The sequence below is a fragment of the Bacillota bacterium genome, assembly GCA_023511485.1.
GTDB lineage: Bacteria > Actinomycetota > Aquicultoria > Aquicultorales > Aquicultoraceae > CADDYS01.
This window is the reverse complement of the sequence record JAIMBH010000034.1, coordinates 1-26055: the sequence shown is the minus strand read 5'-3', so window position 1 is coordinate 26055 and position 26055 is coordinate 1. Positions and strand designations below refer to the sequence as shown.

General features: G+C 45.7%; 24 protein-coding genes and 1 tRNA gene. 24 read left to right on the top strand and 1 reads right to left on the bottom strand.

The genetic code is table 11. The features are described 5' to 3' along the window. The first annotated feature begins 10 nt into the window (after positions 1-10). From metG to spoVG, 9 genes are all read left to right on the top strand, one after another. Complete coding sequence (gene metG, locus K6T91_10195; GenBank protein ID MCL6473157.1) at positions 11-1543, top strand: methionine--tRNA ligase; 1533 nt, start codon at positions 11-13, stop codon at positions 1541-1543. A gap of 110 nt (positions 1544-1653) precedes the next feature. Continuing rightward, complete coding sequence (locus K6T91_10190; GenBank protein MCL6473156.1) at positions 1654-2436, top strand: TatD family hydrolase; 783 nt, start codon at positions 1654-1656, stop codon at positions 2434-2436. Between the two features lie 348 nt (positions 2437-2784). Next, complete coding sequence (locus K6T91_10185; GenBank protein MCL6473155.1) at positions 2785-3813, top strand: ubiquitin-like domain-containing protein; 1029 nt, start codon at positions 2785-2787, stop codon at positions 3811-3813. A gap of 34 nt (positions 3814-3847) precedes the next feature. Then, positions 3848-4696 carry a 16S rRNA (adenine(1518)-N(6)/adenine(1519)-N(6))-dimethyltransferase RsmA gene (gene rsmA / locus K6T91_10180; protein MCL6473154.1) on the top strand — a complete coding sequence of 283 codons (849 nt, stop codon included), beginning with the start codon at positions 3848-3850 and terminating at the stop codon, positions 4694-4696. A gap of 314 nt (positions 4697-5010) precedes the next feature. Then, positions 5011-5301, top strand: a complete 291-nt coding sequence (locus K6T91_10175; protein MCL6473153.1) for a Veg family protein — start codon at positions 5011-5013, stop codon at positions 5299-5301. A gap of 77 nt (positions 5302-5378) precedes the next feature. Beyond that, entirely contained in the window at positions 5379-6245 is an 867-nt protein-coding gene (gene ispE, locus K6T91_10170; GenBank protein ID MCL6473152.1) for a 4-(cytidine 5'-diphospho)-2-C-methyl-D-erythritol kinase, read from the top strand. Positions 6246-6351: 106 nt separating this feature from the next. Continuing rightward, the gene (locus tag K6T91_10165) at positions 6352-7092 is read left to right on the top strand and encodes a nucleotidyltransferase family protein (GenBank protein MCL6473151.1); all 741 of its coding nucleotides are present in this window, start codon (positions 6352-6354) and stop codon (positions 7090-7092) included. Between the two features lie 2 nt (positions 7093-7094). Then, positions 7095-7484: a RidA family protein gene (locus tag K6T91_10160; protein MCL6473150.1), complete on the top strand. Its 390-nt coding sequence runs from the start codon at positions 7095-7097 to the stop codon at positions 7482-7484. A gap of 13 nt (positions 7485-7497) precedes the next feature. After that, complete coding sequence (gene spoVG, locus K6T91_10155; GenBank protein MCL6473149.1) at positions 7498-7767, top strand: septation regulator SpoVG; 270 nt, start codon at positions 7498-7500, stop codon at positions 7765-7767. Between the two features lie 194 nt (positions 7768-7961). Here the strand turns inward: spoVG and K6T91_10150 are convergent, their stop codons facing one another. Continuing rightward, complete coding sequence (locus tag K6T91_10150) at positions 7962-8981, bottom strand: hydroxyacid dehydrogenase (protein ID MCL6473148.1); 1020 nt, start codon at positions 8979-8981, stop codon at positions 7962-7964. 232 nt (positions 8982-9213) lie between these two features. Between K6T91_10150 and glmU the strand changes: the two genes are divergently transcribed. The 15 genes from glmU to K6T91_10075 all read left to right on the top strand — a co-directional run bounded on the left by glmU (position 9214) and on the right by K6T91_10075 (position 25625). After that, positions 9214-10587, top strand: a complete 1374-nt coding sequence (gene glmU / locus K6T91_10145) for a bifunctional UDP-N-acetylglucosamine diphosphorylase/glucosamine-1-phosphate N-acetyltransferase GlmU (protein MCL6473147.1) — start codon at positions 9214-9216, stop codon at positions 10585-10587. 23 nt (positions 10588-10610) lie between these two features. Further along, positions 10611-11576 (top strand): ribose-phosphate diphosphokinase, encoded by a 966-nt coding sequence (locus K6T91_10140; protein ID MCL6473146.1) that lies wholly within the window; start codon positions 10611-10613, stop codon positions 11574-11576. A 105-nt stretch (positions 11577-11681) separates the two neighbouring features. Further along, on the top strand, positions 11682-12326 hold the full coding sequence (locus tag K6T91_10135; protein MCL6473145.1) for a 50S ribosomal protein L25: 645 nt from the start codon (positions 11682-11684) through the stop codon (positions 12324-12326). A gap of 219 nt (positions 12327-12545) precedes the next feature. Next, positions 12546-13124: an aminoacyl-tRNA hydrolase gene (pth, locus tag K6T91_10130; protein ID MCL6473144.1), complete on the top strand. Its 579-nt coding sequence runs from the start codon at positions 12546-12548 to the stop codon at positions 13122-13124. 405 nt (positions 13125-13529) lie between these two features. After that, positions 13530-13976: a hypothetical protein gene (locus tag K6T91_10125; protein MCL6473143.1), complete on the top strand. Its 447-nt coding sequence runs from the start codon at positions 13530-13532 to the stop codon at positions 13974-13976. Between the two features lie 274 nt (positions 13977-14250). Then, complete coding sequence (gene mfd / locus K6T91_10120) at positions 14251-17655, top strand: transcription-repair coupling factor (protein ID MCL6473142.1); 3405 nt, start codon at positions 14251-14253, stop codon at positions 17653-17655. 27 nt (positions 17656-17682) lie between these two features. Next, positions 17683-18741, top strand: a complete 1059-nt coding sequence (locus K6T91_10115; protein MCL6473141.1) for a peptidylprolyl isomerase — start codon at positions 17683-17685, stop codon at positions 18739-18741. Positions 18742-19040: 299 nt separating this feature from the next. Further along, positions 19041-19811, top strand: coding sequence for a nucleoside triphosphate pyrophosphohydrolase (gene mazG, locus K6T91_10110; protein ID MCL6473140.1), 771 nt, complete (start codon positions 19041-19043; stop codon positions 19809-19811). A gap of 65 nt (positions 19812-19876) precedes the next feature. Beyond that, positions 19877-21163 (top strand): phosphopyruvate hydratase, encoded by a 1287-nt coding sequence (gene eno, locus K6T91_10105; GenBank protein MCL6473139.1) that lies wholly within the window; start codon positions 19877-19879, stop codon positions 21161-21163. A 34-nt stretch (positions 21164-21197) separates the two neighbouring features. After that, on the top strand, positions 21198-22607 hold the full coding sequence (gene pyk / locus K6T91_10100; protein MCL6473138.1) for a pyruvate kinase: 1410 nt from the start codon (positions 21198-21200) through the stop codon (positions 22605-22607). Positions 22608-22785: 178 nt separating this feature from the next. Further along, positions 22786-23328, top strand: coding sequence for a septum formation initiator family protein (locus tag K6T91_10095; protein MCL6473137.1), 543 nt, complete (start codon positions 22786-22788; stop codon positions 23326-23328). A gap of 89 nt (positions 23329-23417) precedes the next feature. Further along, the gene (locus K6T91_10090; GenBank protein ID MCL6473136.1) at positions 23418-23804 is read left to right on the top strand and encodes a S1 RNA-binding domain-containing protein; all 387 of its coding nucleotides are present in this window, start codon (positions 23418-23420) and stop codon (positions 23802-23804) included. Between the two features lie 183 nt (positions 23805-23987). Then, positions 23988-24503: a DUF501 domain-containing protein gene (locus K6T91_10085; GenBank protein ID MCL6473135.1), complete on the top strand. Its 516-nt coding sequence runs from the start codon at positions 23988-23990 to the stop codon at positions 24501-24503. After that, a complete protein-coding gene (locus tag K6T91_10080; protein MCL6473134.1) occupies positions 24476-25420 on the top strand; it encodes a Ppx/GppA family phosphatase in 945 nt (314 codons plus the stop codon). The genes K6T91_10085 and K6T91_10080 overlap by 28 nt, the downstream gene beginning before the upstream one ends. A gap of 117 nt (positions 25421-25537) precedes the next feature. Next, positions 25538-25625: transfer RNA gene (locus tag K6T91_10075), tRNA-Leu, on the top strand. Positions 25626-26055: the final 430 nt, after the last annotated feature.

Here is a 26055-nt window from a genome sequence, read left to right as displayed (position 1 = left end):
GGATACGGATTTGTCAGAAAATACCTTTTATGTTACGACGCCCATTTATTATGTAAATGATGTTCCGCATATCGGACATGCATATTCGACAGTGATTGCGGATGCAATCGCTAGATATAAAAGACTTGCGAAATATAATGTTCTCTTTCTAACCGGTACCGACGAACATGGCCAAAAAGTTGAAAAAGCGGCAAGGGAGAGTGGAAGAACCCCTCAAGAGCATGTCGACTTGATGGTCGGCCCTTTTAAAGAGCTCTGGAAAAGGCTTAATATAGCTTATGATGATTTCATCCGCACCACGCAGGAGCGACATGTGAAAGTCGTCCAGGCTATTTTCCAGAAACTTTACGATCAGGGCGATATTTATAAAGGTTTTTATGAGGGCTGGTACTGTATCCATGAAGAAACTTTTTGGCCCGAATCGCAACTAGTCGAAGGCTGTTGTCCGGAATGTGGTCGCCCGGTCGAGTGGCTTAAGGAAGAGAGCTACTATTTTAGAAGTTCAAAATACCAGGATCGTCTTCTTGCACATATTAAGGAAAATCCGGATTTTGTAATGCCAGATTTCAGGCGCAACGAGGTACTGAGTTTTGTCGAAAGCGGCGTACAGGATATTTCGGTATCTAGAACAACGTTTAAGTGGGGTATTCCCGTGCCATTCGACCCGCATCATGTCGTGTACGTCTGGTTTGATGCGCTTATAAATTACCTGACGGGTGCCGGGTACCTTCAAGACGAAGAGAAATACCGTAAGTTCTGGCCTGCCGATTACCACATAATCGGAAAAGACATTATCCGCTTTCATGCAGTGATCTGGCCGATGATGCTCATGGCGTTGGGTGTTGAGCTGCCCAAACATATTTTAGCACATGGCTTCTGGACGTTAGGCGGTGAGAAGATGTCAAAATCCAAAGGTATCGTGGTCGATCCAAACAGGCTTATCGACGAGTTTGGCGCAGATTCTATCCGCTACTTCCTTTTGCGGGAGATAACCATCGGCCTCGATGGTGAATTTAGCCAGGATGCACTTATCAGGCGCATTAACGGAGATCTTGCGAACGACCTTGGGAACCTGGTTCACCGAACAGTTGCCATGATGCTTAAGTACTTTAACGGGGAGATTCTACCGGCGGCAGAATTGAGCGGACTTGAGGTTGCGCTTAAAGAAGATGCTCTTAGTCTTGCTGCGCTCGTTGATACTGCTATGCGCAAGCTGGATTTCAAAGAGGCGCTCACCCAGATATGGCGTGTTATCGGTAGGGCAAACAAATATATTGATGAAGCCGCTCCCTGGGCGCTTGCAAGAGAAGGCAATACCGATCGCTTAAGGACAGTCATGCGTACCTTGCTTGAGGCAATCAGGGTTATTGATATATTAATAAGTCCGGTTTTACCAATAACGGCCAGCAAGATATGGGATCAGCTCGGACAGATGGATTTTGCCTCGGTTACAATCGAGGATGCAAAGAAATGGGATGGCCTTGTAACGGGGTCAATCGTCAAAAAAGCCGCACCGTTGTTTCCGAGGATAGAAGTGAAATAGAGGGTTTGGAAGCGGGGATATTGCCTTGAGGGATATATTTAAATAAATTTTCCATCAATGGAAAGAACTAAGTGGTATTATAAAAATAAAGAGTTGACTTTAGGAGACCAATGGCTAAGAAAGCTACTTTTACAGATACCCATGCGCATCTAGACCTCTTTGGAAGCGACCAGGCAATCGAGAAAGTAATTATAAGGGCGAAAGAAAACGGTGTGACAAGAATCATTACCGTAGCCGACAAGCTTCAATCAAGCTATCGGGCAGTCGAGCTTGCCGAGAAGTTTGATGCGGTTTATGCGGCCGTGGGCGTTCACCCGCATGACGCCAAATCAGTCAATGGTACTACGCTAAAAGAATTAGACAGGCTTGCGGTCCACCCAAAGGTTGTTGCGATAGGTGAAATCGGTCTCGACTATTATAAAAACCACTCCCCAAGAACGGTCCAACAGAAGGTTTTTGCCCAACAGCTCGAACTTGCAGTGGATTTAGGCTTGCCTGTAATAATACACGATAGAGATGCTGATGAAGATATCCTTAAAATCATAACAAAGCATCGCCCTAAAAAGGGGGTATTTCACTGCTTCAGCGGAGATGTAGCATTTGCTCAAACAGTTCTTGCGATGAATTTTTATATATCAATAGCCGGTCCTGTAACTTTTAAAAACGCAGGTTCTTTAATAGATGTAGCTAAATTTGTACCGCTAACTAAGTTGCTTGTCGAGACAGACTCGCCATACCTTACTCCGCAACCTTATCGCGGACGCAAGAATGAACCGGCAAACGTACGTTTGGTGGCTGAAAAAATAGCTGAGATCAAAGGGGTCGGAATTACAGTTGTCTCGGCTTCAACGCAGGAAAACGTTTCACTTTTATTCTCCCTTAATAACCAGTAATTACCAGTTCAGCAGCATTCTAGAATCTGCTTATCAACTCTTTTTACCCTACCCTTTATATTTCCTAAATTTAGGCCTGGTTAAGTATAGCATTAGAAAAAACCGCATATCAAAGATGCAGAAGTAAAAATCAATAGTATGTATGGCATTATACTACATGCACTATAGTGTATTAGAACACTATACTAAGCGATGCATATGCCAAGGTCTAGCGTTTACAGTTTAATCCAAAAGGGTATTTTCTGGTTAAAGTTTTTGAGCAGGGCTTCCGATTGTGGTATAATGACAGGCAGTTATTGCGTTTGTGCCTTAACAACCGAATAACGAATTCTTGAAGGGACTGATTTGATGGAAGCACGTTTTCATCAGTTAGCCCGCGGCCTCAGAGAGAAAAAGTATGAGATTGCATTGCTTTCTCTCATTATGGTTTTTGTTCTAATGGACCTGATTTATGCAGGGACGAACGTAAATCTTACTGTTGACGGTAAGTCCAAGACTGTAAGCACGCGGGCGAGAACAGTAGCTACTGTTCTGAGAGAAAACGGCGTAACAGTTAGGGCATTTGACGAAGTAACACCGAAGCTCTCAGCTATAGTAAAAGAGGGCATGACTGTAAAAGTAAGACATGCTGTACCAGTAACCGTTGTACTAAACAACCAGGAAATTACAACGATGTCCGCGGCCGATACAGTCGGCGGAGTATTGAAGGGCATCGGGTTACAGACGAAGCCTGCAGATAAAGTTCAACCCGCGGTGGGCGGGAAGGTAAGGGCAGGCATGAGGATAGCAGTTACGCTGGTAACAAGTAAGTGCGAAGTCACCAGGGATCCGGTACCGTACCAAACGGTTACAAAAGAAGACCCAAATCTGGATTACGGAAAAAGGCTGACGGTGACACAGGGTAAGCCAGGCTTGCTCCTTAGGATTACCGAGGTCGTTTTGGAAGGCAATCAGCCTGTCACTAGGCAAGTGAAGTTGGAAAGCATAATATCGCCACCTGTAAACGAAGTGGTGGCGGTAGGCACAAAGCGCAAGATTGCCCGGCTGATAAGCGCACCGAGCGGTGTATCTAGAGGAGGAGGAAGGGCTCCAGCAGGGAAAGAGCTGGTTATGTATGCAACAGCCTATGCACCGAATTATGGGCCCGGAGTAGGCAGCACGTGTGCAAATGGTATGCGGGCACAAAAAGGCGTTGTCGCTGTAGACCCGCAGGTTATCCCGCTGGGGACTAGGGTTTATGTCGAAGGCTATGGTTATGCGATAGCAGCCGACACGGGTGGTGCAATCAAAGGAAATCGCATCGACTTATGCTATAATACGCCTGCAGAATGTTTTAAATTTGGTAGGCGTACAGTTAGGGTCACCATACTTGATTAATCCAGGCCGTATTCGTAAAAGGGATGCGAGAAACGTGACATTAGCAACGCCGCAGGCGACGCTTGAAGTGTTAAGAAAATTTGGCCTCAGGCTCGAAAAGAGCCTGGGGCAACATTTTTTAGTCGATCAAAATATCCTTAACAAGGTAATAAGTGCGGCTTGGTTAACCAGGGATGATGTAGTAGTTGAGGTAGGACCGGGTATAGGCACCCTTACTGTGGAGCTCGCTAAACAGGTTAACATGGTTATCTCAATCGAACTTGACCACAAGCTAAGACCGGTTTTGGACTACACACTTCAAGGTTTTGATAATGCAAGAGTTATCTTTGCTGATGCCCTTTCGGTAAACCTTAAAGAGCTTCCTGGTGACCTTATTACGCCAAATAAGCTAGTTTCAAACCTGCCGTATCAAATTGCCACACCGCTTTTGGCAACTTATCTAGATAGTTTTGATAACCTGGATCTTTTTGTTGTTATGGTTCAAAAAGAGGTTGCCGATCGTATAATAGCAAAGCCTGCGACCTCCGATTACGGCTTATTTTCGGTAAAAGCCCAGTTTTACTGCGAGGTCGAGAAAATCGCAACCGTATCCAGAAACGTATTTATCCCACCGCCTGAGGTCAGCTCAGCTATTGTGAGATTGACAAGGCTGCCTCGGCCAAGGGTAGATGTAAAAGACCGGAATTTCTTTTTCAAGGTTGTAAAAGCAGCGTTTTGGCAGCGCAGAAAAACAATCAAGAACGCACTTTTGGGAAGCCCAGAGCTCGACTTTAGCCTTAACCAGGTAAACGAGGCCTTAAAACGGGCCGGAATTGACCCGCGGCGCCGCGGCGAAACACTTTCTCTGCAGGAATTTGCTGATTTAGCAAATGCTCTAATTTAGAACTGTTAGCTATTAACAGTCGGCAGTTAGCAGGACAAGAAAGTTAGCGGCTAAAGGCACAAAAAAACCATAGCTTACTATTTCGTAATCCAGGCAAAGCATAACTTTAGCCTTATAATTTAGCCCCGGCGCAAGCTTAGCACAAAATTTTTGCTAGAAATGGCTACTGAGAGAGCGAAATTTGCCGAATAAAATTATTAGCTAATAAATGTTTTTGGCAGTACTTGCATTTGGTCGCCGGAGAAGGTAAACTTGAATATTTTATACTATTGAGGTATAATGCTTAAGAATACCTGAAGGAGAGGATAAATAAAATGGCAATTAGCCAGGTGCCGCAAGTGGAAATAGTTGATAAAATTCGCAAGCAGTTAGATGGATTTGTCGGTGAAAAAATGCGTCTTAAAGCAAATATGGGACGTTGTAAAATCATCGAGCGAGAAGGTGTGTTAGAAGAGACGCATCCTAATTTGTTTGTTGTAAGGGTTGAAGAGAAGCGGAACCGTTGTCGCAGAGTATCTTATAGCTATGCAGACGTCCTAACAAAAACTGTCGAGCTTTCAAATCCTGATAACGGAGAAAGCTTAATCCCATGGCTTGGTAGCTAGAAAGATAATAGGAAGATATTAAAAAGGCGACAGAGATCTTTACAAATTAAAGCTGAGGACGTAAGGCTGCCAAAAAAATGCTATCAATAAAGGCCTACGCAAAAATCAACCTTTACCTTGATGTCATCTCGCGATATCCAGACGGTTATCACCAGATTGAAAGTGTCATGCAAAGTATATCTCTGCATGACCTTGTTGAGATTTCCCCGTCTCAAGATTTAAGCATCTCCTGCACGAAAGAAGAACTGTCCAATAAAGAAAACCTTGCTTATCGCGCGGCTGAAATGTTGCGTGCAACAGTCAGCAAAAAAGCAGGTGCTCATATCCACATCAAAAAGAATATCCCCGTTGCAGCGGGCTTGGCAGGGGGCAGTGCGGATGCCGCTGCGACTCTGCTTGGCTTAAACATTCTTTGGGGGTTGGATTTTAGTTTAGATCAGTTGCAGGGGATAGGAGCAAGGCTTGGCGCAGATATCCCGTTTTGCTTGGCCGGAGGCACTATGCTTGCCGAGGGAAGGGGTGAGAGGCTATCTAAATTGAATGCCATGCCTGAGGCCTGGATAGTTGTGATAACCCCTCCGCTACATATATCTACTGCCGAAATATATCACATGCTTGATGAGCGAGAGTTGGCACCACTTTATTTAGTGCGTGAGTTCTATGACGCGCTCTCAAGCGGTGATGTAAGCCATATCGGTCTTATGCTTAAGAATCTTCTTGAAGAGGTTGTCCTGCCTATTCACCCAGAAATAGATGGTATTAAAAAACTGGCGCTTGATTCTGGCGCTCTCGGTGCCTTAATGTCAGGAAGCGGCCCCAGCGTTTTTGCTTTATGCCAAGATGAGGAATCGGCAAAGAGGGTAGCAAGCATAATGAGATCACGGGATGAGACGCTCTTTGTTGAGATCGCAAGGCCGGTTGGCTGGGGGGTAGAAGTTTTATAGATTTTCTGAAGCAGAAGGAAAACTTGAGGGCCGTATAGAATATATAACAATTTAATGTTATATATTTAAGAGCAAATAGTATTAGGGATTTTAGGGGTTTTTAAAATTGGTAGATGCGATCATACTTGCCGGTGGCAGCGCTAAAGAACTGGATTCCGCACCCGCAAAAGGGCTCGTTTCAATTAATGGGCGGCCTATGGTCGAGTATGTCATCGGTGCGCTTCGCCAGTGTGAGGATATAGATCGGATTTGTGTAGTTGTTCCAGTAGAGTACTCATACAGCGAATCGTCTGGTAAAGTTGGAGTTAAGGTGGCAAGCGGTACACTTCCGCAAGTCGCGAAAACCGGGATTGATTGTCTAGGGTCCAGCAAACCCGTTCTTATGTTGTCGGCCGATATTCCGTTGATAACTCCTGAGGCGATAAGCGATTTTCTAAAAAGATGCGCAGGTTACAATGCCGATTTTTACTACCCGATTGTAAGATACGGTGAATCAGAGAAGAGGTTCCCGGACGTGAAGCGGACATATGCTCGCGTAAGAGAGGGGCGCTTCACGGGCGGAAATATCATACTTATTAACCCCCGTTTTATTAACAGGAATATGGGGATTATCGAGCGTATATATGAGCTGAGAAAAAAACCCATAAAGATTGCCCAGGTCCTTGGCTTTTCGTTTCTTTTTAGATTCGTGCTGGGGATGCTAACCATCGGGCAAATTGAGGACAGGATAGGCCAGCTAACAAACTCGGTCTGCAGAGCTGTAGAAACGCCGTATGTAGAGATAGGGATAGATGTAGACAAAGAGTCAGATTTGCAGTTGGTAAAGGCGGTTTTAGTTGGAGGCTAGAATTGAGTAGGATAGTTATAATTACCGAAGGTGCTCCGAAGCCTGTTGGGCCTTATTCACAGGGGATAAAGGCCGAAAATCTTGTTTTTGTTTCAGGTCAGATACCGATCGATCCTGAAAGTGGTGAACTTGTTGAGGGTGACATCAGGGCACAAACGGTAAGATCGCTAAAAAATGTGGAATCTGTGCTTATTGCCGGCAATAGTTCACTTGACATGGCAGTAAAAATGACTGTTTATTTAAGTGATATAGCTGATTTTTCAGCCGTAAACGATGTGTTTAGCGAGTTCTTTTCTGAACAACCACCGGCCAGGGAAGCTATACAGGTTGCAGCCTTACCAAAGGGTGCAAAGATAGAGATATCGGCCATAGGATTGGCAAGAACACAGTAAAGGAGCGCAAAAAATGGAGATTACAAAGGTGAGCATCAGACCTGTGGAGATGAACAAGGTTAAGGCTATTGCCAGCATCACCATTGACGACCAGTTCGTTGTTCACGATTTGCGCGTTGTCGAGGGAGAAAAAGGATTGTTTGTAGCAATGCCGAGCCGCAAGCTTCCTAGCGGCGATTTCCGCGATATAGCGCATCCAATCAACAGCGAAACGAGGGAGCGCATTCAGGCTGCTGTTATAGCCGAGTACAAGCACCAACTCGGTGGCGAAACAAAAAGTTAATAGTTTTGCCGGCGGCAAGCACTTTCAGATCTGGGTTGAACCTTGAAAAAATCAATCGGTGTAAGTACCTGCAGTGCAGTTTATTCACCGACCCAGCATATTAGTTGGGGTTGTGCATAAAAAATTTGCATATACGAAGAAAGTTAGGCGAGAGGTTAAGACAGTAGCTTTCGGCAGGGGAGCTACTCTTTTTTTTAAGCAGCCCTTAATCCGACCGTGTTTTGCGGTCTGCCCTCTAGGAATGCCAGGATGTTTGCAATTGTAGTGTCCAGGATTCTATGGACGGACTCAATGCTATTAAAGGCGTTGTGTGGTGTAATGATTACGTCATCTCTAAATAAGAGCAAATGCGTCTCTAAGGCAATTCTTAATCGCTCGTGTGAATATTCGTGTGAAAGCAGCTGGCGCTCTTCTTTTATCAGCCCTTCCTCCTCTAAAACGTCAAGGCCTACACCGCTTAAGATGCCGCTTTGTAGTCCTTCAACGATTGCTGCGGTCTCCACAAGACCTCCGCGGGACGTGTTGATCAGTATCGCACCCCGCTTGATATAGTGGATGTTTCTTCTATTTATCATGTGGTGAGTATGTGGGTTATACGGCGCATGAAGAGTTATTACGTCGGAGGCCGAAAGAAGTTCATTAAGGGCAGCGTATTTAAATCCCAGGTTGCGGGCAAGTAACTCGTCACGCCTTACGTCAAAGACCAAAACGTTCATTTCAAAACCATGGGCGATTCTTATAACATGTTGACCGATATGTCCGGCACCGATAACTCCTATGGTCTTGCCCTTTAAGTCAAATCCCCGCAAGCCCTCAAGGTCAAATTTGCCCCGCCGCGTTCGCTCGACAGAAGGTAGTATTTTTCTTGATAAAGCTAAAATCAAGGCAAAAGAATGTTCTGCAACAGTATTTTCGCCGTATGACGGAACGTTTGAGACCGCGATACCGCGCTCTTGACACATAAGTACGTCGATATGGTCAAATCCGGTTGAACGTGTAGCAACCATTTTTAGGTCAGGCAGTCTATCGAGCACGGCATGGTCTATATTTGAGTAAATGAAGGGTGAGATGATTTCAAAACCCCGAGCAAGCTCGACATTTTCGATGGTAAGGGGGTCAGGGAAGAACGCGAACTCCATTTTACCGTCTAAATGCTCTTCTATATATGTTTCTTCCCAGGGCTCTATTTCAAAAAAAGCAATTCTTGCCGGCATGGACACCATCTCCATAGTTATAAAATCCTGGAGCCAGAAGATGAAAGAATTGTTAATACTAGGCTCTGTTCTTGTTGTCTTGTTTATTTGCTATATTGTTTCCAACTTTAGATAATTTATTACTTCAGAGCCTTCAGTCTTCTGGCTGCTTAAAAGGTCATATTTCAAACCGCCTGCCGAAAAATGTTATAATTTTTGTGTTTTTATCGTTGCGGATTAGGAGAATTGCTATATGCGTCTTGCTATTATAGTGTTGGCAGCGGGGGAAGGGACCCGCATGAAATCTTCCCATCCCAAAGTCCTTCATGCCATTTGCGGGGAGCCGATGATACACTCTGTTTTAGATTCTGCCGAGAAACTTGGACCAGAGCGTACGATTGTAATTGTTGGGCACTTGCATAAGATGGTAAGGGAAGCTCTTTCCGGCGTGAATGTTGAGTTTGTCCACCAGAGTGAACGGCTTGGAACGGGCCATGCTGTGGCGCAGGTTGAACAGGTGCTTGAAGGATTTGATGGGGTGGTCATCGTTTTAAGCGGCGATACTCCATTAATAAGGGCGCAGACGTTAGAGAAACTCTTAGAAATGCACCTTAGTAGCGGGGCTGCCGCTACTATTATTACTTCGCAAATGGACAATCCTTCCGGTTATGGAAGGATAGTTCGTTCACCAGAAGGAACCGTTTTGTCGATTATAGAAGAGAAGGATGCAACCGATGAAGAGAGGGCAATTACGGAGGTTAACACAGGAACCTATTGTTTTAATAAAGAAAAACTTTTTTCAGCGTTAAAAAGAGTCAAATCAGATAATAAACAGGGCGAATTTTATCTTACCGACGTTATAGGTATTCTAAGGGACCAGGGGGAGAAGGTTATGGCCAGCAGGATTGACGACCCAAGCGAGGTAATGGGAGTAAATAACAGGGCTCAGCTTGCTGAGGCCGAGAAGGAGATGCGTCGCCGTATAAATGAAGAGCTGATGCTAAGCGGTGTTACAATTATCGATCCCGATACCACCTATATATCGGCTAAGGTTGAGATAGGAAAAGATACAATCATACACCCGATGACGTTTATTAGCGGTAAGACAAAGATTGGTGAGGGCTGCAATATCGGCCCGATGAGCCGCCTGATTGATTGCAAGATCGGGAACAATGTTCTAATCGAGAACTCAGTCGTACGCCAGAGCATTATTGAGGATGGCGCTAGCATTGGTCCCTTTAGCCATATAAGGCCGGAAACTCTAGTCAGAGCAGGGGCAAAGATCGGTGGGTTCGTTGAGGTCAAGAAGAGTGAAATAGGTAGGGGCAGTAAAGTCCCGCATCTTAGCTATCTTGGCGACACGGAGGTCGGCGATTGTGTTAATATAGGGGCAGGAACCATTACGTGCAATTATGATGGTACCGACAAACATAAGACCGTTATCGAGGATGAGGCTTTTATTGGTAGCGATACTATGTTAGTCGCTCCTGTAAAGGTTGGCAAGGGCTCATATACCGGGGCGGGCTCAGTTATTACTAAGGACGTTCCCGCTGATAGTTTAGCCGTTGAGAGATCCGAGCAACTCATCGTTGACAACTGGGCGAAAAAGAAAAAAAGAAGAGTTTAAAAGAAAGTTAGAGTGAGGAGAGAATGGCAAGCGAAGTAAGTAAGAGATTGATGTTGTTTACCGGCCGATCCAATCCGGATCTGGGCGAAGAAGTTGCCAAGCACTTAGGTGTTAGACTTGGCCAAGTTGAAGTAGCCTCATTTAGCAACGGTGAGATTTACGTGCGCTATCTTGAAAGCGTAAGGGGAGCCGATGTTTTCGTGATCCAGACGCTTTCCCATCCAATTAACGACAACCTCGTTGAGCTTCTTATTATGATTGATGCACTAAAGCGTGCCTCAGCGCACAAGATTTTTGCTGTAATACCGCATTATGGGTATGCAAGACAGGATAAGAAGGCTGCGGCCAGAGAGCCGATTACCGCAAAACTTGTTGCGGATCTTTTGATGACAGCAGGAATAAACCGAATGATAACGGTTGACCTTCACGCTGGTCAGATACAGGGTTTCTTTAATGTTCCTGTCGATCACCTTATGGGCTTGCCTTTGCTATCTGGATATTTCAAGAGAAAGAGAATAAAAGACCTTGTGGTTGTCTCACCTGATGTAGGAAGAGTAAAAGTAGCCAAAAGGTATGCCGATAAGCTTGGCGCATCACTTGCAATTTTGCACAAATCAAGGCCGGCGCACAATGTTGCCGAAATAACGCATATTATCGGCGACGTGCAAGGTAAAACCTGTTTGTTGATAGACGACATGGTCGATACTGCGGGCACACTCTGCAGCGGTGCTGAGGCGGTAATGCAGCACGGAGCAAAAGAGGTCTATGCTGCCGCGACACATCCTGTGTTATCCGGCCCGGCTGTTGAGAGGATTGAAAATTCGGTTATAAAAGAACTTGTTACAACAAATACAATACCAATACCAAAAGAGAAAATGATTCCAAAATTTAAGGTTCTCTCAATAGCCAAGCTGGTTTCGCAGGCTATCCGAAATGTCTATGAGGACCGCTCGGTCAGTGAGTTGTTTGACGGGCAGAACCAGCCCTAGAAACTAGAAACTAGATGAAGGTCTAGAGTGTGGGTTTAAAGTATAAGAGATTTAAGAGGATGGTTTTATCTAGTTTCTGATATCTAGAATAGGAGTGATATAGAGATGGAAATAGCAGAACTCAAAGCCGAGAAGCGAGAAGCGGCAGGAAAAGAAATTAGCAAAAAACTCAGACGCCGCGGTATGGTTCCGGCGGTACTCTACAGTGATGGCAAAGCAACGGCATTGGCGGTAAATGCACGTGAGTTTGCCGCACTCGCCCACGGGGGTGCTGGTACGCACGTTATCGTCAAGCTGAAATTTCCAGGAGCCAAAAAGCATCCAAATGCCATAATTAAGGAGATACAAAGGAATCCGGTCAAAGATGAGTACTGGCATATCGATTTTCAAGAGATCGCATTAAATGAGAGGATTACCGCTGCAGTACCCATCCAAATAGTAGGCGACGCGCCGGGCGTTAAAGAGGGCGGTGTTCTCGAGCGCCATGTAGATGAAGTTGAGATTGAAGGAATGCCGGCTGAGATGCCCGATCACATCGAAGTTGACATAAGCGGACTTGGCCTTGGCGAAAGTATCCACGTAGGCGACATAAAGCTTGCCGATAATCTAACTTTGGTTACTGATCCAGAGGCGGTCATTCTTACGATTACCGCACCGCGTGCCGCCGTGGCCACTATCGCAGAGGAAGCGGCGGAAAAGATCGCACCTGAGGCAGAGGCAGGCGCTGGAGAGGCCGCAGCCGAGGAATAAAACTGCAATTTCAAAACTGCAGTTTTGGGCGCAAGCTTTACTTGCGCCCTTTTTGTAGCTAAAGCTTTCGCTTTTAATTATCAGCCCAAAGGCAAGGAAATAAAAGGGAATAAAAAGCTATTTGTTGAGTGCTGACTGCTGAAAGCTTAAGAGCATTAAGGATTAGATATGAATCTGTTGCAATGGTTTAAGAAACCAAGAACAGAAGAGCCTTCGTTTATGTACCTAGTAGTTGGATTGGGAAACCCGGGAGCAGAATATGAGAGTACGCGCCATAACGTTGGCTTTATGGTTATCGAGCATATTGCGCAGGCGCATCGCGTAAAGCTTGGAACAAAAAGCCATGCGGCTCGCTGGGGCCAGGGGGAACTCGCGGGCAAGACCGTCATCCTTGCTGAGCCAATGACTTACATGAACGAGAGCGGGGTTGCTGTAAAGAGCCTACTTAAAGATAAGGGAATACCCGTTGACCACTTAATCGTAGTCTATGACGACTTAGACCTTGAACCGGGCCGCATTCGGGTTCGCGCAAACGGCGGAAGCGGTGGGCACAAGGGCATAAAGTCCATCATCTCCCAAATCGGAACCGAGCAGTTTATCAGGGTACGCGTCGGGATAGGCAGACCTCCGGGCCGCCAGGACCCGGCCGATTACGTTTTAAGCCCATTCACCAAGAACCAGAGGGAAGAAATCAATTTTGCAATAGCAAAAGCTTCTGATGCAGTAGAATACATTATCGCAAACGGCGTTACTCTGGCGATGAATGAGTTCAACCGCAAAGACGATGACGGTGGATAGGTGGATGGTGAATCGGTGAAATGGAAAAACTGCAAAATTGCCTATTATCCTAACCCCCTTTAGCTTCACTCAGAATAAACTCTGCCGACGGAAGGGCTAGGGGATTTAGATGATACTCTATACTTTTAGGTCATCTACCCTCTTTTTCTGCTGACGCATATGAGCACAGAGCCAACATCCGATACACCGTAATAAGCAATAGCAGTGCGGGTGGTAGTTTATTTCTCAAATAACGTCTTTGGCTATCTATTGACAAATAGGGAAGCAAGCACTAATCTAGGCGTATAACGTATAAGGTTTTAGAACTAAAAACCTAAGAGATTTAAAATTAATGCCATCCAGCAACCCTTGGCAAGTAACGGACCTTTAATCGAACCAGTGTAAGACAAAGAGGAGGTTGATACTTTGGAAGACCCTCAAGCTTTTCAAACCATTTACATTCTATTTCTGTTGGTAGGAGTTGTAATCGGTATTGCAGTTGATGTATTTTTTATCTTGACTCTTCAGAAAGCATTAAGGCGCTGCTCGGTTGAAAACCAGGCTATGTCTCCAGGGCTTGTATGGTTATTGCTAATTCCGTTTTTTAATCTTATCTGGGATTTCTTTGTCGTCATAAAAATCTCAGAATCGCTCAGTGCAGAGTTTCAAAAAAGGGGCATATTAGCAGAGCCTTATCCTGGCAAAAGTATAGGTCTTGCATGGGCTATTTTAACAGCGTGCTCGATTATACCGATTATCAACATGTTTACCGGTATAGTCTCTTTAATCTGCTGGATTATTTACTGGATTAAAATTGCTGGGTATTCAAAACAGTTGGTGCATGAAAGCGAGCTGCAGCCGGCACAGGCGTAAAAAGCGTTGCTTTAGATGGCATGTTTTAAAAAACGTTCGTTAAAGGTGCAGGAAGAAAAAGCAAAGAAAAAGAGGCAGAAATGCCTCTTTTTCTTTGCTTTAACCCACCTTCTAGAATAAAGCATTCTAACCTGCTATATTAGTAGATTGGCGGCAAATACGGCCTGTCTATTAGACTGATTTGGACCGATAAATACAAGATAAATTAACATTTTGAGGGGCCTGGGCGGTTCGCCGAGGCCAGTTTGGCGTGCGCAGCAGGCTGGGGATTGGCATGGGCAAAAACTTAGAAAGAGCGTTATGTATAATTCAAAAAAATGAAAATTACCGCAAGCTTGTTGAAAGGATTGCTGAGGGTGAGAAGACCTCTGTTGCAGTGGGCTCGGCAGCCCGTGCCTATCTTGTCGCCTCGCTTTTTAAAAGTACTGGAAAACCAATGCTTATCATCACGCCAGGCAGCGAGCGGGCCAAAAAGCTTGCTCAGGATATCAAGGCATACTCTGCACCAGCCGAGTTTTTCCCTGAAGTTGAAACCATGCCCTATGACTCGCTCTCACCGAGCGCGGCTTCGGTCGGACGTCGATTTGCGCTCTTAGACGGGATGGAATCTGGCAAAGCGGGCATTTGGATTACGCCGATTCATTCGGCCATGAGGATTATACCGCCCGCATCTGCCGGGCTACATCGCCCTCTTATACTTAGAGTTGGCCAGGAGTTAGACCTTTACGACCTTGCCCATAGCTTAACGTCAATGGGGTATGTAAGGGTGCCGCTTGTCGAGGCTCATGGCCACTTTAGCCTACGTGGAGATATTATCGACATCTTCGTCTCTAATATGGCAAACCCTGTCCGGGTCGAGTTCTTTGGCGACGAGATTGAATCAATTCGTATATTTAGTGCAGCCAGCCAAAGGTCAACCAATAACTTAAAAGAGGTTTACATTTACGGCTGTCGCCAAATAACACTTGCTAGAAAGATTGTTGAGAGGTCCGCCTCACAATTTAAGGGAGCGTTTACCGATCTTCTCGAAGAAGAAATCGGTAAGATAAAAGACTTGCAGTACTTTGAAGGGATAGACAAGTATCTACCTTTCTTCTATGAGGATACCGCAACCATATTAGACTATCTGCCGCAGGGCGGCATAATTATTGTCGATGAGCCGGAAGAAACAGCACAGACTGCTGAACTATATCTCGAACAACAATTCTCATACGTAGCTCATTTGATTGAGCAGGGAGCGATAATTTCCCCACCCCAGCCTTATTTTAGAGAGCCGAAAGACATTATCGGCAAGAACGTTATGCTTGAGCTTGCCTCGATTGGTAAAGATAGCATTATCGGCTTTGCCGCGTCACCGGTGCAGCCTATCTTGGGCAGAACTGAACTACTAGAGGAGGTTATAAAAGATTGCTTTAATCTTGGGCTTAAGGTAGTCATTGCGCTTCCTGATGAGAACCAGCTCTCACGTATGGTGGGCATGCTAACTAAATTAAATATTGCATACTCGGAGGGAGCGTGCCCGGCCAGCAAGGAAGTAGGTCTAACTACCGGAGACCTAAGCGGTGGTTTTACAAGCCAGGATATCGGTCTTGCGGTTATCTCTGGAACTGATATTTTCGGTAGAAAAGCCGTTCAGAAAAAGGCGCAACCAAGGAGCAAGCATCTTGCGGTCGGTGATATTGCCGACTTAAAAATCGGCGATTATGTGGTTCACAGCACGCATGGTATCGCGACCTACGCGGGCTTACATCGGAGAGAAGTTGCTGGGGTAATCCGTGATTATGCAGTCCTTGAATATGCCGGAGGCGACCGCCTTTTTGTGCCTACCGACCAGTTGGACCGCATCACGAGATATATCGGCGCTGCCGGTGAGACGCCTACAATATCGAGACTTGGTGGTTCCGATTGGATAAAGGCAAAAAGAAAAGCAAAGGCCGCAGCAAAAAAAGTGGCCTACGACCTCTTGTCTCTTTACGCTGAAAGGTCAAATGCAAAAGGTTTTGCTTTTTCGCCGGACACTCCTTGGCAGAAGGAGCTGGAAGACTCCTTTATCTACGATGAGACGCCGGACCAGTTGGCAGCTGTTGAGGAAGTAAAACGGGATATGGAAGCGCCAAAACCGATGGATAGGCTTATCTGCGGCGATGTCGGCTACGGCAAGACAGAGGTTGCAGTACGCGCTGCATTTAAGGCGGCGGTTGATGGCAAACAGGTGGTGGTGCTCGTTCCCACGACGATTCTGGCGCAGCAGCATTTCACCACATTTACCGAGCGACTTCAAAATTTCCCGATAACTGTTGAAATGGTAAGCCGCTTCAAGTCCCAGGCCGAGCAAAAAGATATTATTAAGCGGTTTGGCAGGGGACAGGTTGATATACTTATTGGGACACACAGACTGCTCTCAAAAGATGTTAAGCCTTTTGATTTAGGACTTGTAATAATAGATGAGGAGCAGCGTTTTGGAGTAAACGATAAAGAGAAGCTTCGCGAATTCAAAAAAACTGTAGACGTTTTAACACTAAGTGCAACTCCCATACCAAGGACACTTCAGATATCGCTTGCTGGAATTCGCGATATGTCGGTTATTGAAACCCCGCCAGAGGAGCGCCAACCTATCATCACGCATGTCGGCCGCTTTAATGAGGAGATGCTCGTCCAGGCGGTTCGGCGTGAGTTGGGAAGGGGTGGTCAGGTCTACCTTGTTCACAACCGGGTCGAGACAATTACCCGCACGGCAAACCGGGTACAAAAGTTAATCCCGGAAGCGCGAGTTGCCGTTGCCCATGGGCAGATGAGCGAGCGCCAGCTTGAAAAAATAATGCTGGCTTTCCTAGACAAAAAATATGATGTTCTGGTCTGCACGACGATTATCGAGTCTGGAATTGATATACCGAGCGTTAATACACTTATCGTTGATCGCGCTGAACTGCTCGGTCTTGCGCAGCTATATCAGTTGCGCGGGCGTGTGGGCAGGTCTAGCCAGAGGGCGTATGCATACTTTTTCTTTTCACCGCAAAAAATTCTAACCTTACAAGCATTCGAGCGGCTTAAAACGATAAACGAGTTCACCGAGCTTGGCTCAGGGATGAAAATTGCTTTGCGCGACCTCGAGATAAGAGGAGCGGGCAATCTGCTTGGTGCCGAACAGCACGGGCATATGGCGGCGGTAGGCTTTGAGCTGTACTGCCAGCTTCTAAAAGAAGCTATCGAAGAGTATGAAGGCAAACCAGCCATAGCACCGGCTGAGATAAAAATAGATCTGCCGGTAAGCGCGTACATACCTGAATCCTATATACCTGAGGAGAGCTTGAGGATTGAAGCATACCAAAAGATAATTGCGGCGCGTGAGGACACCGATATCGAGGGCGTGGGGTTCGAATTAAAAGACCGCTACGGCATGTATCCTGAGCCTGTGGAGAGATTACTTGATATTGCAAAGCTTCGTTTAATAGCTAAGAGATCGGGTATAAACGAGATTAGCTATCAGGGTGGAAGAGTTAAAATTTCACCCATACGCCTTGATAAGCAGCAAGAAAGGGCATTGAATAATTCATACGATAACTTGATTTTTAGACCGGAAAGATGGTACCTTCAAACAACGAAGTTAGCACCTGATGAAACAATAGCTTTTCTGTTGGTTCTGTTTGGTGATATAATGGGTGCGCTCACTGCGGGATAATAATAAGCCGGAAAGCGAGGTAATTAAATGGATTTTAAAAAATACGGTAAGGTACTTGCCATAGCAGGGGTTTTCATATTGATAATGGCTGTATCCTTCACCGTTGCGGGGTGCTCTAAGGAGCCTGTGGCAGCATCAATAAACGGCAAAGTGATAACGGTTGCCGAGGTAGACAAACAGTTAGATCAGGTACTTAAAGCATCAGGCCAACACGGCGACCTTTTTAATGGCGAACAGGGCCAGCAGCTAAGAGAGCAATTCCGGATGCAAATCTTGGATAGGCTAATCGATCTGCAAATCATGCTTCAGGAGGCCGAGAAGCGCGGCATAACTGCAACCGCAAAGGATGTAGATGCAAAGCTAGAATCAATTAAGCAGCAGCTAAATATCAAATCTGAAAAACAGCTTGATGATGCGCTTAAGCAAAACGGGCTCACTAAAGAGCAAATGAGGGAAGAACTTCGTAAAGGCATAATAGTAGATAGGTTAGGCGAGCAGGTTACTAGGAGCGTAAAAGTAACCGATAAAGAAGCCGAGCAGTATTATAATACCCACAAAAGTGAGTTTGCGACTAAAGATCAAATCCATGCGGCACATATCCTTGTCCAAAAAGAGGAAGACGCAAAAAACATTTTACAGCAGGTCCAGAATGGCGCCGATTTTGCGGCGCTTGCCAAGCAGTATAATAGTGATAGCACTAAAGATACCGGTGGGGACCTATCCTGGATAGAGAAAGATAAGCTTGATGCTACATTTGCCGATGCCGCCTGGAATCTGCAGCCCGGCCAGATCTGCAGTGCACCTGTAAAGACACAGTTTGGCTACCATATTATAAAATTGATTGATAAAAAGGCTGCAGTACAGAAAACTTTTGAAGAGGCAAAGGCCGAGGCTAAAGACAGACTGCTAAAGCAGAAAAAAGCTGAAGCCTGGCAGAAATGGTTTGATGGAATCAAGAAGAAAACAGATATCAGAAAATACCTTACGCCTCCAAAAACCGAAGCTCCGGTCGTACCAAACACCGGAGGCACGCAAGGTGGATCACAGGGCGGTAATGCTTCGTCACAACAGCAGCAAGGTAGGTAAGCAAGGTAGGTAAGCTTAGAAGAGCCACAAAACAGCATAAAACTTAGAGAAGATTCAAAAGGGTTCGTAAATGCGGACCCTTTTTAATTTAATAGCTGCCAGCCTTCAGCTATTAGCCATCAGCTTTTTATTTTTATCCTTTAAGCTGACAGCTGAATGCTGATAGCTAACGGCTTTTTAAAAGCGTTAACTAAAGATTACTAATATAATCATATTTATAATATTTTGGGCTACAATCCAGAAATGTACCCTACAAGGGCCTTTCATGGTATCTTTATTCAACATGGGGGTGAAAATTTTTGTCAGACGAGTATACCTGTGAAAAACTTATCGAAATCATGGCCACGCTGCGTGGAGCCCAGGGTTGTCCCTGGGATAAAGAACAAACCCATGAGAGCCTTAAACGATATCTCATTGAGGAAGCTTACGAAATAATCGATACGATTGACGCCGGAGATCCAGAGCACCTGAAAGAAGAGTTGGGTGACTTGCTGCTTCAAATAGTCTTCCATGCCCAAATCGCCGCAGAAGAGAAGAATTTTGATATGAAGGATGTTCTTGAGGGTATTATAACTAAGCTCATCAGGCGACATCCTCATGTCTTTGGGGAGGTCGAAGTTACCTCAGCCCGCGACGTGATTAAAAATTGGGAAGAAATTAAGAGCCGGGAAAAGGAAGAAAAATCAGTTATCGCCGGCATCCCAAAATCGCTTCCCGCACTTCTGTATGCTTATAAGCTTCAGAGTAAGGCGGCAAGAATTGGGTTTGATTGGGAAAGCGTTGAAGGCGTATTGGAGAAAATTACCGAGGAAGTATCTGAACTAAAATCCGCAAGGCAAGGTAACGGTAAGGTGGAGGAAGAGGTAGGAGATCTCCTTTTTGCAATAGTCAATGTTGCACGGCATTTGGATGTTGATCCAGAGCTTGCATTAAAAGAGACCTGCAGCAAGTTTGAGAGACGGTTTAAATATATGGAGGGCGAGTCTCGGAAAATAGGTAAAAACTTGGCCGATATGAGCCTGCTTGAGAAGGATAAGCTTTGGGATAAAGCGAAAGAAGAAGGAAGATAGTCAACGCCAAATAATTAAAGGCTTCAGCACCACATAAATTTATTAAAAATTTAGGAGGAAACATTATGAGTGTAATTGACAGAATAATTGGAAGGGAGATTTTAGACTCCAGGGGCAATCCAACGGTTGAGGTAGACGTGATTCTTGAGGACGGCACGATGGGGCGGGCTGCAGTACCCTCTGGTGCATCAACAGGGACCTACGAAGCTCTTGAGTTAAGGGATGCCGATCCGGGACGCTATTTAGGAAAAGGCGTTAGCAAGGCAGTTGATAACGTAAACAACATCATCGCACCCGAGCTTGTTGGCATGGATGTTCTTGAGCAGAGACTAATCGACATGGAGATGCTAGCCCTTGATGGAACGGAGAACAAGAGTCGTCTTGGGGCTAATACGATTCTTGGCGTATCTCTGGCTGTCGCTAAAGCCGCCGCAAATTATCTTGACATGCCGCTTTATCGCTATATCGGCGGAACCAACGCGCGTATGCTGCCTGCACCAATGATGAATATTTTAAACGGGGGTGTGCACGCCGACAATAACGTCGACTTTCAAGAGTTTATGATAATGCCGATTGGCGCGGAATCCTTTAAAGAAGCTTTAAGAATGGGCGCCGAGGTTTACCACAACCTTAAGAAGGTCTTAAAGGCCAAGAAGCTAAACACTTCAGTCGGTGATGAGGGCGGATTTGCACCAGACCTTGCATCGAATGAAGATGCGATTAAAGTAATCATATCGGCGATCGAGGAGGCGGGCTATATCCCCGGCAAGGAAATTTATCTCGCGCTGGATCCGGCCTCGAGCGAGTTTTTTAGGGATGGAAAATACGTCCTTGAGGGTGAGGGCAGATCACTTACCTCTTCGGAGATGGTTAACTACTATGCTGAGCTAGTCGAGAAATATCCGATTATTTCAATTGAGGATGGCATGAGTCAGGACGATTGGGATGGCTGGAAGGAGTTAACAGAAAAAATTGGAAATCGCGTTCAGGTAGTTGGGGACGACCTTTTTGTAACCAACGTAAAGCGGCTTGAAACAGGGATCAGGTCCGGAACGGCCAACTCAATACTTATTAAACTTAACCAGATCGGATCGCTTACAGAAACTCTTGATACAATTGAGATGGCCCAGAAGGCAAAATATACAACCGTTATCTCACACAGGTCCGGCGAAACTTGTGACACGACGATTGCCGACCTGGCAGTCGCTACAAATGCGGGTCAAATAAAAACAGGGGCTCCTGCAAGAAGTGACCGCGTAGCCAAGTACAACCAGCTGCTTAGAATTGAGGAAGCTCTTGGACCGGCGTCTGAGTACCCTGGGCTGAGAGCGCTTTATAGTATTAATAGGTAATAATCGATAACCACAAAAACCGGAGGTTTTCTAGTTGAGGCATGCAAAGATCGTTTGCACGATCGGTCCAGTAAGCCAAGATATAGGCGTAATGCGAAAGCTACATAGCGCCGGAATGGATGTTGTGCGCTTGAATATGGCACACGGTGAGCAAAGTGAGCATAAGCTAACTATTGATAATGCCAGGATACTCGAAAAAGAGACCGGCAAGCCAGTGGCAATACTTATGGATCTAGCTGGTCCTAAAATCAGGGTCGGCGATATGGAAAAAGGCGAAGCCGTCTTAAATGAGGGCGATGATTTTACCATAACAACCGAGCCTGTTCTCGGGACAAACAAAATTGCTTCAATTAATTACCCAGATCTTTCAAAGGATGTTAGGCCGGGAAATACCATCTTAATCGATGAGGGGTTGATTGTCCTTGAGGTTACGAGGGTTCAGGGTCAAAACGTTCATACTAAGGTCATTGAGGGTGGACCGCTGGCATCGAGACGGGGCGTGCACTTGCCTGGTGTGAGGGTTAGCATATCGCCGCTCTCTGATAAGGATAGAGAAGACCTAGCTTTTGGGCTGGAAAACGGCATCGATTGGGTCGGCCTTTCGTTTGTAAGGAATGCCGCCGATGTGAAAATGCTAGAAGAGCTTATTCTTGAGGCTGGCGGCCGTGCAAAGATAATCGCAAAGATTGAGAAACAGGAAGCGGTAGAAGATATAGATAATATTATCGAGGTGGCAGATGGCATTATGGTTGCTCGTGGCGACTTAGGCATAGAGATGCCGACCGAAGAGGTTCCTCTGGTGCAAAAGCTAATAATAAATAAATGCATGGTCGCTGGCAAGCCAGTTATCACCGCCACGCAGATGCTTGATTCGATGATCAGAAATCCTCGCCCGACAAGAGCTGAAGTAAGCGATGTTGCTAACGCTGTGCTTGATGGTACCGACGCCCTTATGCTTTCTGGCGAAACAGCAATGGGAAGGTTTCCCATTGAGAGCGTTAACATGATGGCCAGGGCAATAATTGCTGCGGAATCCAACCTTACTTACTGCATCGACAGGGGCGCTGGCATCAGGCATCGGCTTTCTACAACCGAGGCGATAAGTAAAGCAACGTGTGAAATAGCATCGTCGCTTCAAGCGACCGCTATCATTACATCTACCCAATCTGGCAGCACGGCAAGGCAAGTTGCAAAGCACCGGCCATCGCAGCCGATTATCGCGATTAGTCCAAATAAGGAAGTCGTGCGCCAGCTTCAACTAGTTTGGGGTGTAATACCTATGCTGGCCGGTCCCAGTATTAACGTTGACAACATGTTTGATATAGCGGTCGAGGTACCGCTTAAAGCGGGGCTTATAGAAAAAGGAGACCGGGTAGTAATCACCGCAGGCGTGCTGGTAAATGTACCAGGGACTACCAACCTGATTAAAGTTCATAGGGTCTAGAAGCTTAACGCGCCAAAGCATAAACGCCTTTTGTTTATTAACTTTGGCGCGTTAGAACATTGGCGCTTCTAGACCTTACCCACGCTTCTTACCCATGAGAAAACCCTTTCCTGCACCAAGCGGTTGTAATATTATAGAGGATGAATAGGTATCGGCAAAAACAACGCAGGCGTGCCTATTGTTATATACGGTAAGAGATTTAGTAGAAGTGACAGCATTGAACCCAAAGCAGAATCGCAGAAAAAGTCAAAGAACCGTTCCGGGTAAGATCCAAAGAACAGCGGGCCAAAAGAAGGCCAGCAACGTTAGAGTCCTTCGGCCTGCACCCAAAACGCGAACCAGAATCAATTATCGCCGTGTGGTGCTGGTTGGGTTTGCGATTTACTTTGTCGTTTGGGCTATTTACCCGGTTACTTATCGCATACAGCAAAAGAAAGAGCTGGACAAGCTAAATAAACAGCTAAGCATGATAAAAAAGCAGAATGAGAAACTTCAAAAGGAAGTAGACTATCTAAACTCTGATGAGTATGTGGAACAAAAGGCGAGGTCCTTGGGCCTGTCAAGAGCTGACGAAGAGGTTATCGTAGTTATTCCGCAAGAAGCAGATAACCCGAAGGAATCCCTAAAGAAACCCAGTGCCAAAGCCGAAACAAAAAAGGAAGATAAGACATCGCCTTCTTTATGGCAGAGAATTATGGTTTTTATCTCAAGCGTATTTTAAGCATAATGTATCCCGGTGCTTGACATATTCTCATCCAAAATGGGAAAATTTACATATAAAAAGAAAGGAGTTCTGTAAACATCACAAGCATGTCTCTAGAAGTTGGAAACATAGTCGAGGGTAAGGTGGTTAAAACCACCAACTTCGGCGCATTTATCGAGTTAGCCGGGGGACAAACAGGCCTCATCCACATCTCCGAGATTGCACACTCTTATGTCAAGGATGTCAAGGATTTCTTAAGGGAGAACGATTCCGTTACCGCCAAAGTTGTAGCAATTAAACCCGATGGAAAAATCGACCTTTCTCTTAAGCAGCTTGAGGAACCTAGATCAGAAGAGATCAAAGCCAAATCCCGTACATCCGAGAAAAGAAATGGCAGCAACGATGCTTTCGAGAAGATGATGCGAGACTTCCTCCGCTCGAGTGAAGAAAAACTGGGCGATATTAAGAGAAACAGGGAAGGCAAGCGCAACTAGATATAGTGCATTGCTACCGGAATCTTAAAGAAAGTAATCAGGAAAGTATCCTTGAGGAACACATCCGCATGGATGCTTTTTTGCTTTTTAAGCGTAATGAATGAAAACAGGGAAGAGCCGTTTAGGGTTGCAAGAGCCGGGAACCCGGCCCACGAGATAAAAATATGTTAGAGAAGTGATAACATGTATAATATGGGTGCGGCAGCTTCAATCAATAAATTCGATCTGGATATAATAAGTAAACAGCTGGGTAGAGAGCCCCAGGGCTTGCGCAGGGTTGCCACGAGGTGTGTTTTTGGCTGTCCTGAAGTAATTGAAGCCAAGCCGTTTTCTGAGGACGGCAAACCCTTTCCGACCCTTTACTGGCTTACATGTCCGGCTAAAGTAAAGGCGGTATCACGTCTTGAGGATAAAGGCTGGTCTGATAGGTTACGCAAACTGCTCGCTGCAGATGAGTTATTCTATAAGCGTTTCTATGCCGCTCAGCAGGATTATATAAGCCGTCGGAGGATGGGGTCGGAAAATAGCGATCATCCGATATTTGAAACCGGTATTGGTGGAGTAAGGGAGCTAGAGGCAGTGAAGTGTCTGCACGCCCATTATGCACATTATTTAGCAACTGGCATAAATCCTATCGGAGAAGTGATAAATAGAGAAATAGCAGGTATTGAATGCAAGGAGCGGTGCAATACAAAGTGATTGTTGGAGCAATAGATATCGGGACGAACTCTGTAAGGTTAATAATTGCGGAAAAGAAGAATAGCAAGTGGCGGGACCTCGTGCGTACGGTTGAAGTTACCCGGCTTGGCGAAGGAGTGGATAAGACCCATACAATAACGCGCGAGGCAATGGAGCGTACACTTGCGGTTTTGAGCCAATATAAAGAAATGATGGAGCGTTATGGAGCTGAGAGACAAAAGGTTGTTTCAACAAGCGCAATGCGGGATGCTAAAAACTCGACCGAATTTATAGCGCTTGTTAGAGAACGGCTCGGGTTAGACATCGAAGTCATCTCAGGTGAAGAGGAAGGAAGGCTTACCTTCTCTGGCGCTGTCTGTCAAGATAGCTTAGCGCCAAAAGGGGCAGTTGTGCTTGTTGTCGATGTTGGCGGTGGAAGTACTGAGTATATTTACGGCAAGGATAATGAAGTGTTTGGCGTAACGAGCCTTAACATAGGCTCGGTTCGCCTGACTGAGCAGTTTTTAAAGCACGATCCTCCACTAAAGGAAGAGTTGGATAATGCAAGAGATGCTATACTTGGCGCCTCTAGGCCAGTCTTTAAGGCATTAGCAGAAGCTAATCCAGAAGTCATGATAGCAGTTGCAGGGACAGCGACCCAGCTCGCAGCCGTTCTTTATGAAGTCGAGCCATACGACCCTGAGAAAATCCACGGTTCAAAAGTGACTTTCATACAGCTCGAATCGCTGATCAATCGCATTGCCGCAATGCCAAATGAGAAGCGAAAAACCCTGAAAGGCATGCATCCAAAAAGGGCGGATGTATTGATTGGTGGCTCCCTCATACTTGAGGAAACACTAAAAAGCCTGCATCTAAGTGAGATGATCATCAGCGAAAAAGACATCCTTGACGGGCTTATCTATTCGATAGCTGAGTAAAAACCATGAACAAGCGCGAAAGCCGCCTTATCCTACCTTGACTTTATGCGGTGTACTGGGTAAATTTAATTAGGATTTTGTGCTACCGTGGCGCAGAATTGATAAACCCTATAGATTGCCCGAGTGGCGGAATAGGCAGACGCAGCGGACTTAAAATCCGCCGACCTTTGCGGTCGTGCTGGTTCGACTCCAGTCTCGGGCACCACCAGGCAAATAGCTATTTTACCCAAAGGTGTATAGCGGTTGTAGTAAGTGCGAGCCCGTTGACCTTTACCGAAAGGAAAACAATGCGAGCAACAAAACCTTACCGTGCACCTTTGAGCCTGGAAGAGGTCATAAGCGATCTCCTCTGTTTTAAAAAGCACAAGGGCTAGCCAAGAATCCAACGGTATATATCATTTCGCTCTTCCTTATAAAAAGAGCTCTTTAGGCAAAAAGCCGGCTTCTCTTAACAGCAAATCGTAAGGAAGTTGCAAAGGAGAAGCTAATAGCTTTAAGACCTTAGGGCTAGGCTTGCGCTCATTGCCCAAGATTTTGCTTATGTAAGCAGGTAAAACCTCTTGACTTCCGCATCCCTCATTTTAGCATCTAATAACTACTGGTCAAGCGGCATACAGCCTTACAATTTGGGTGCT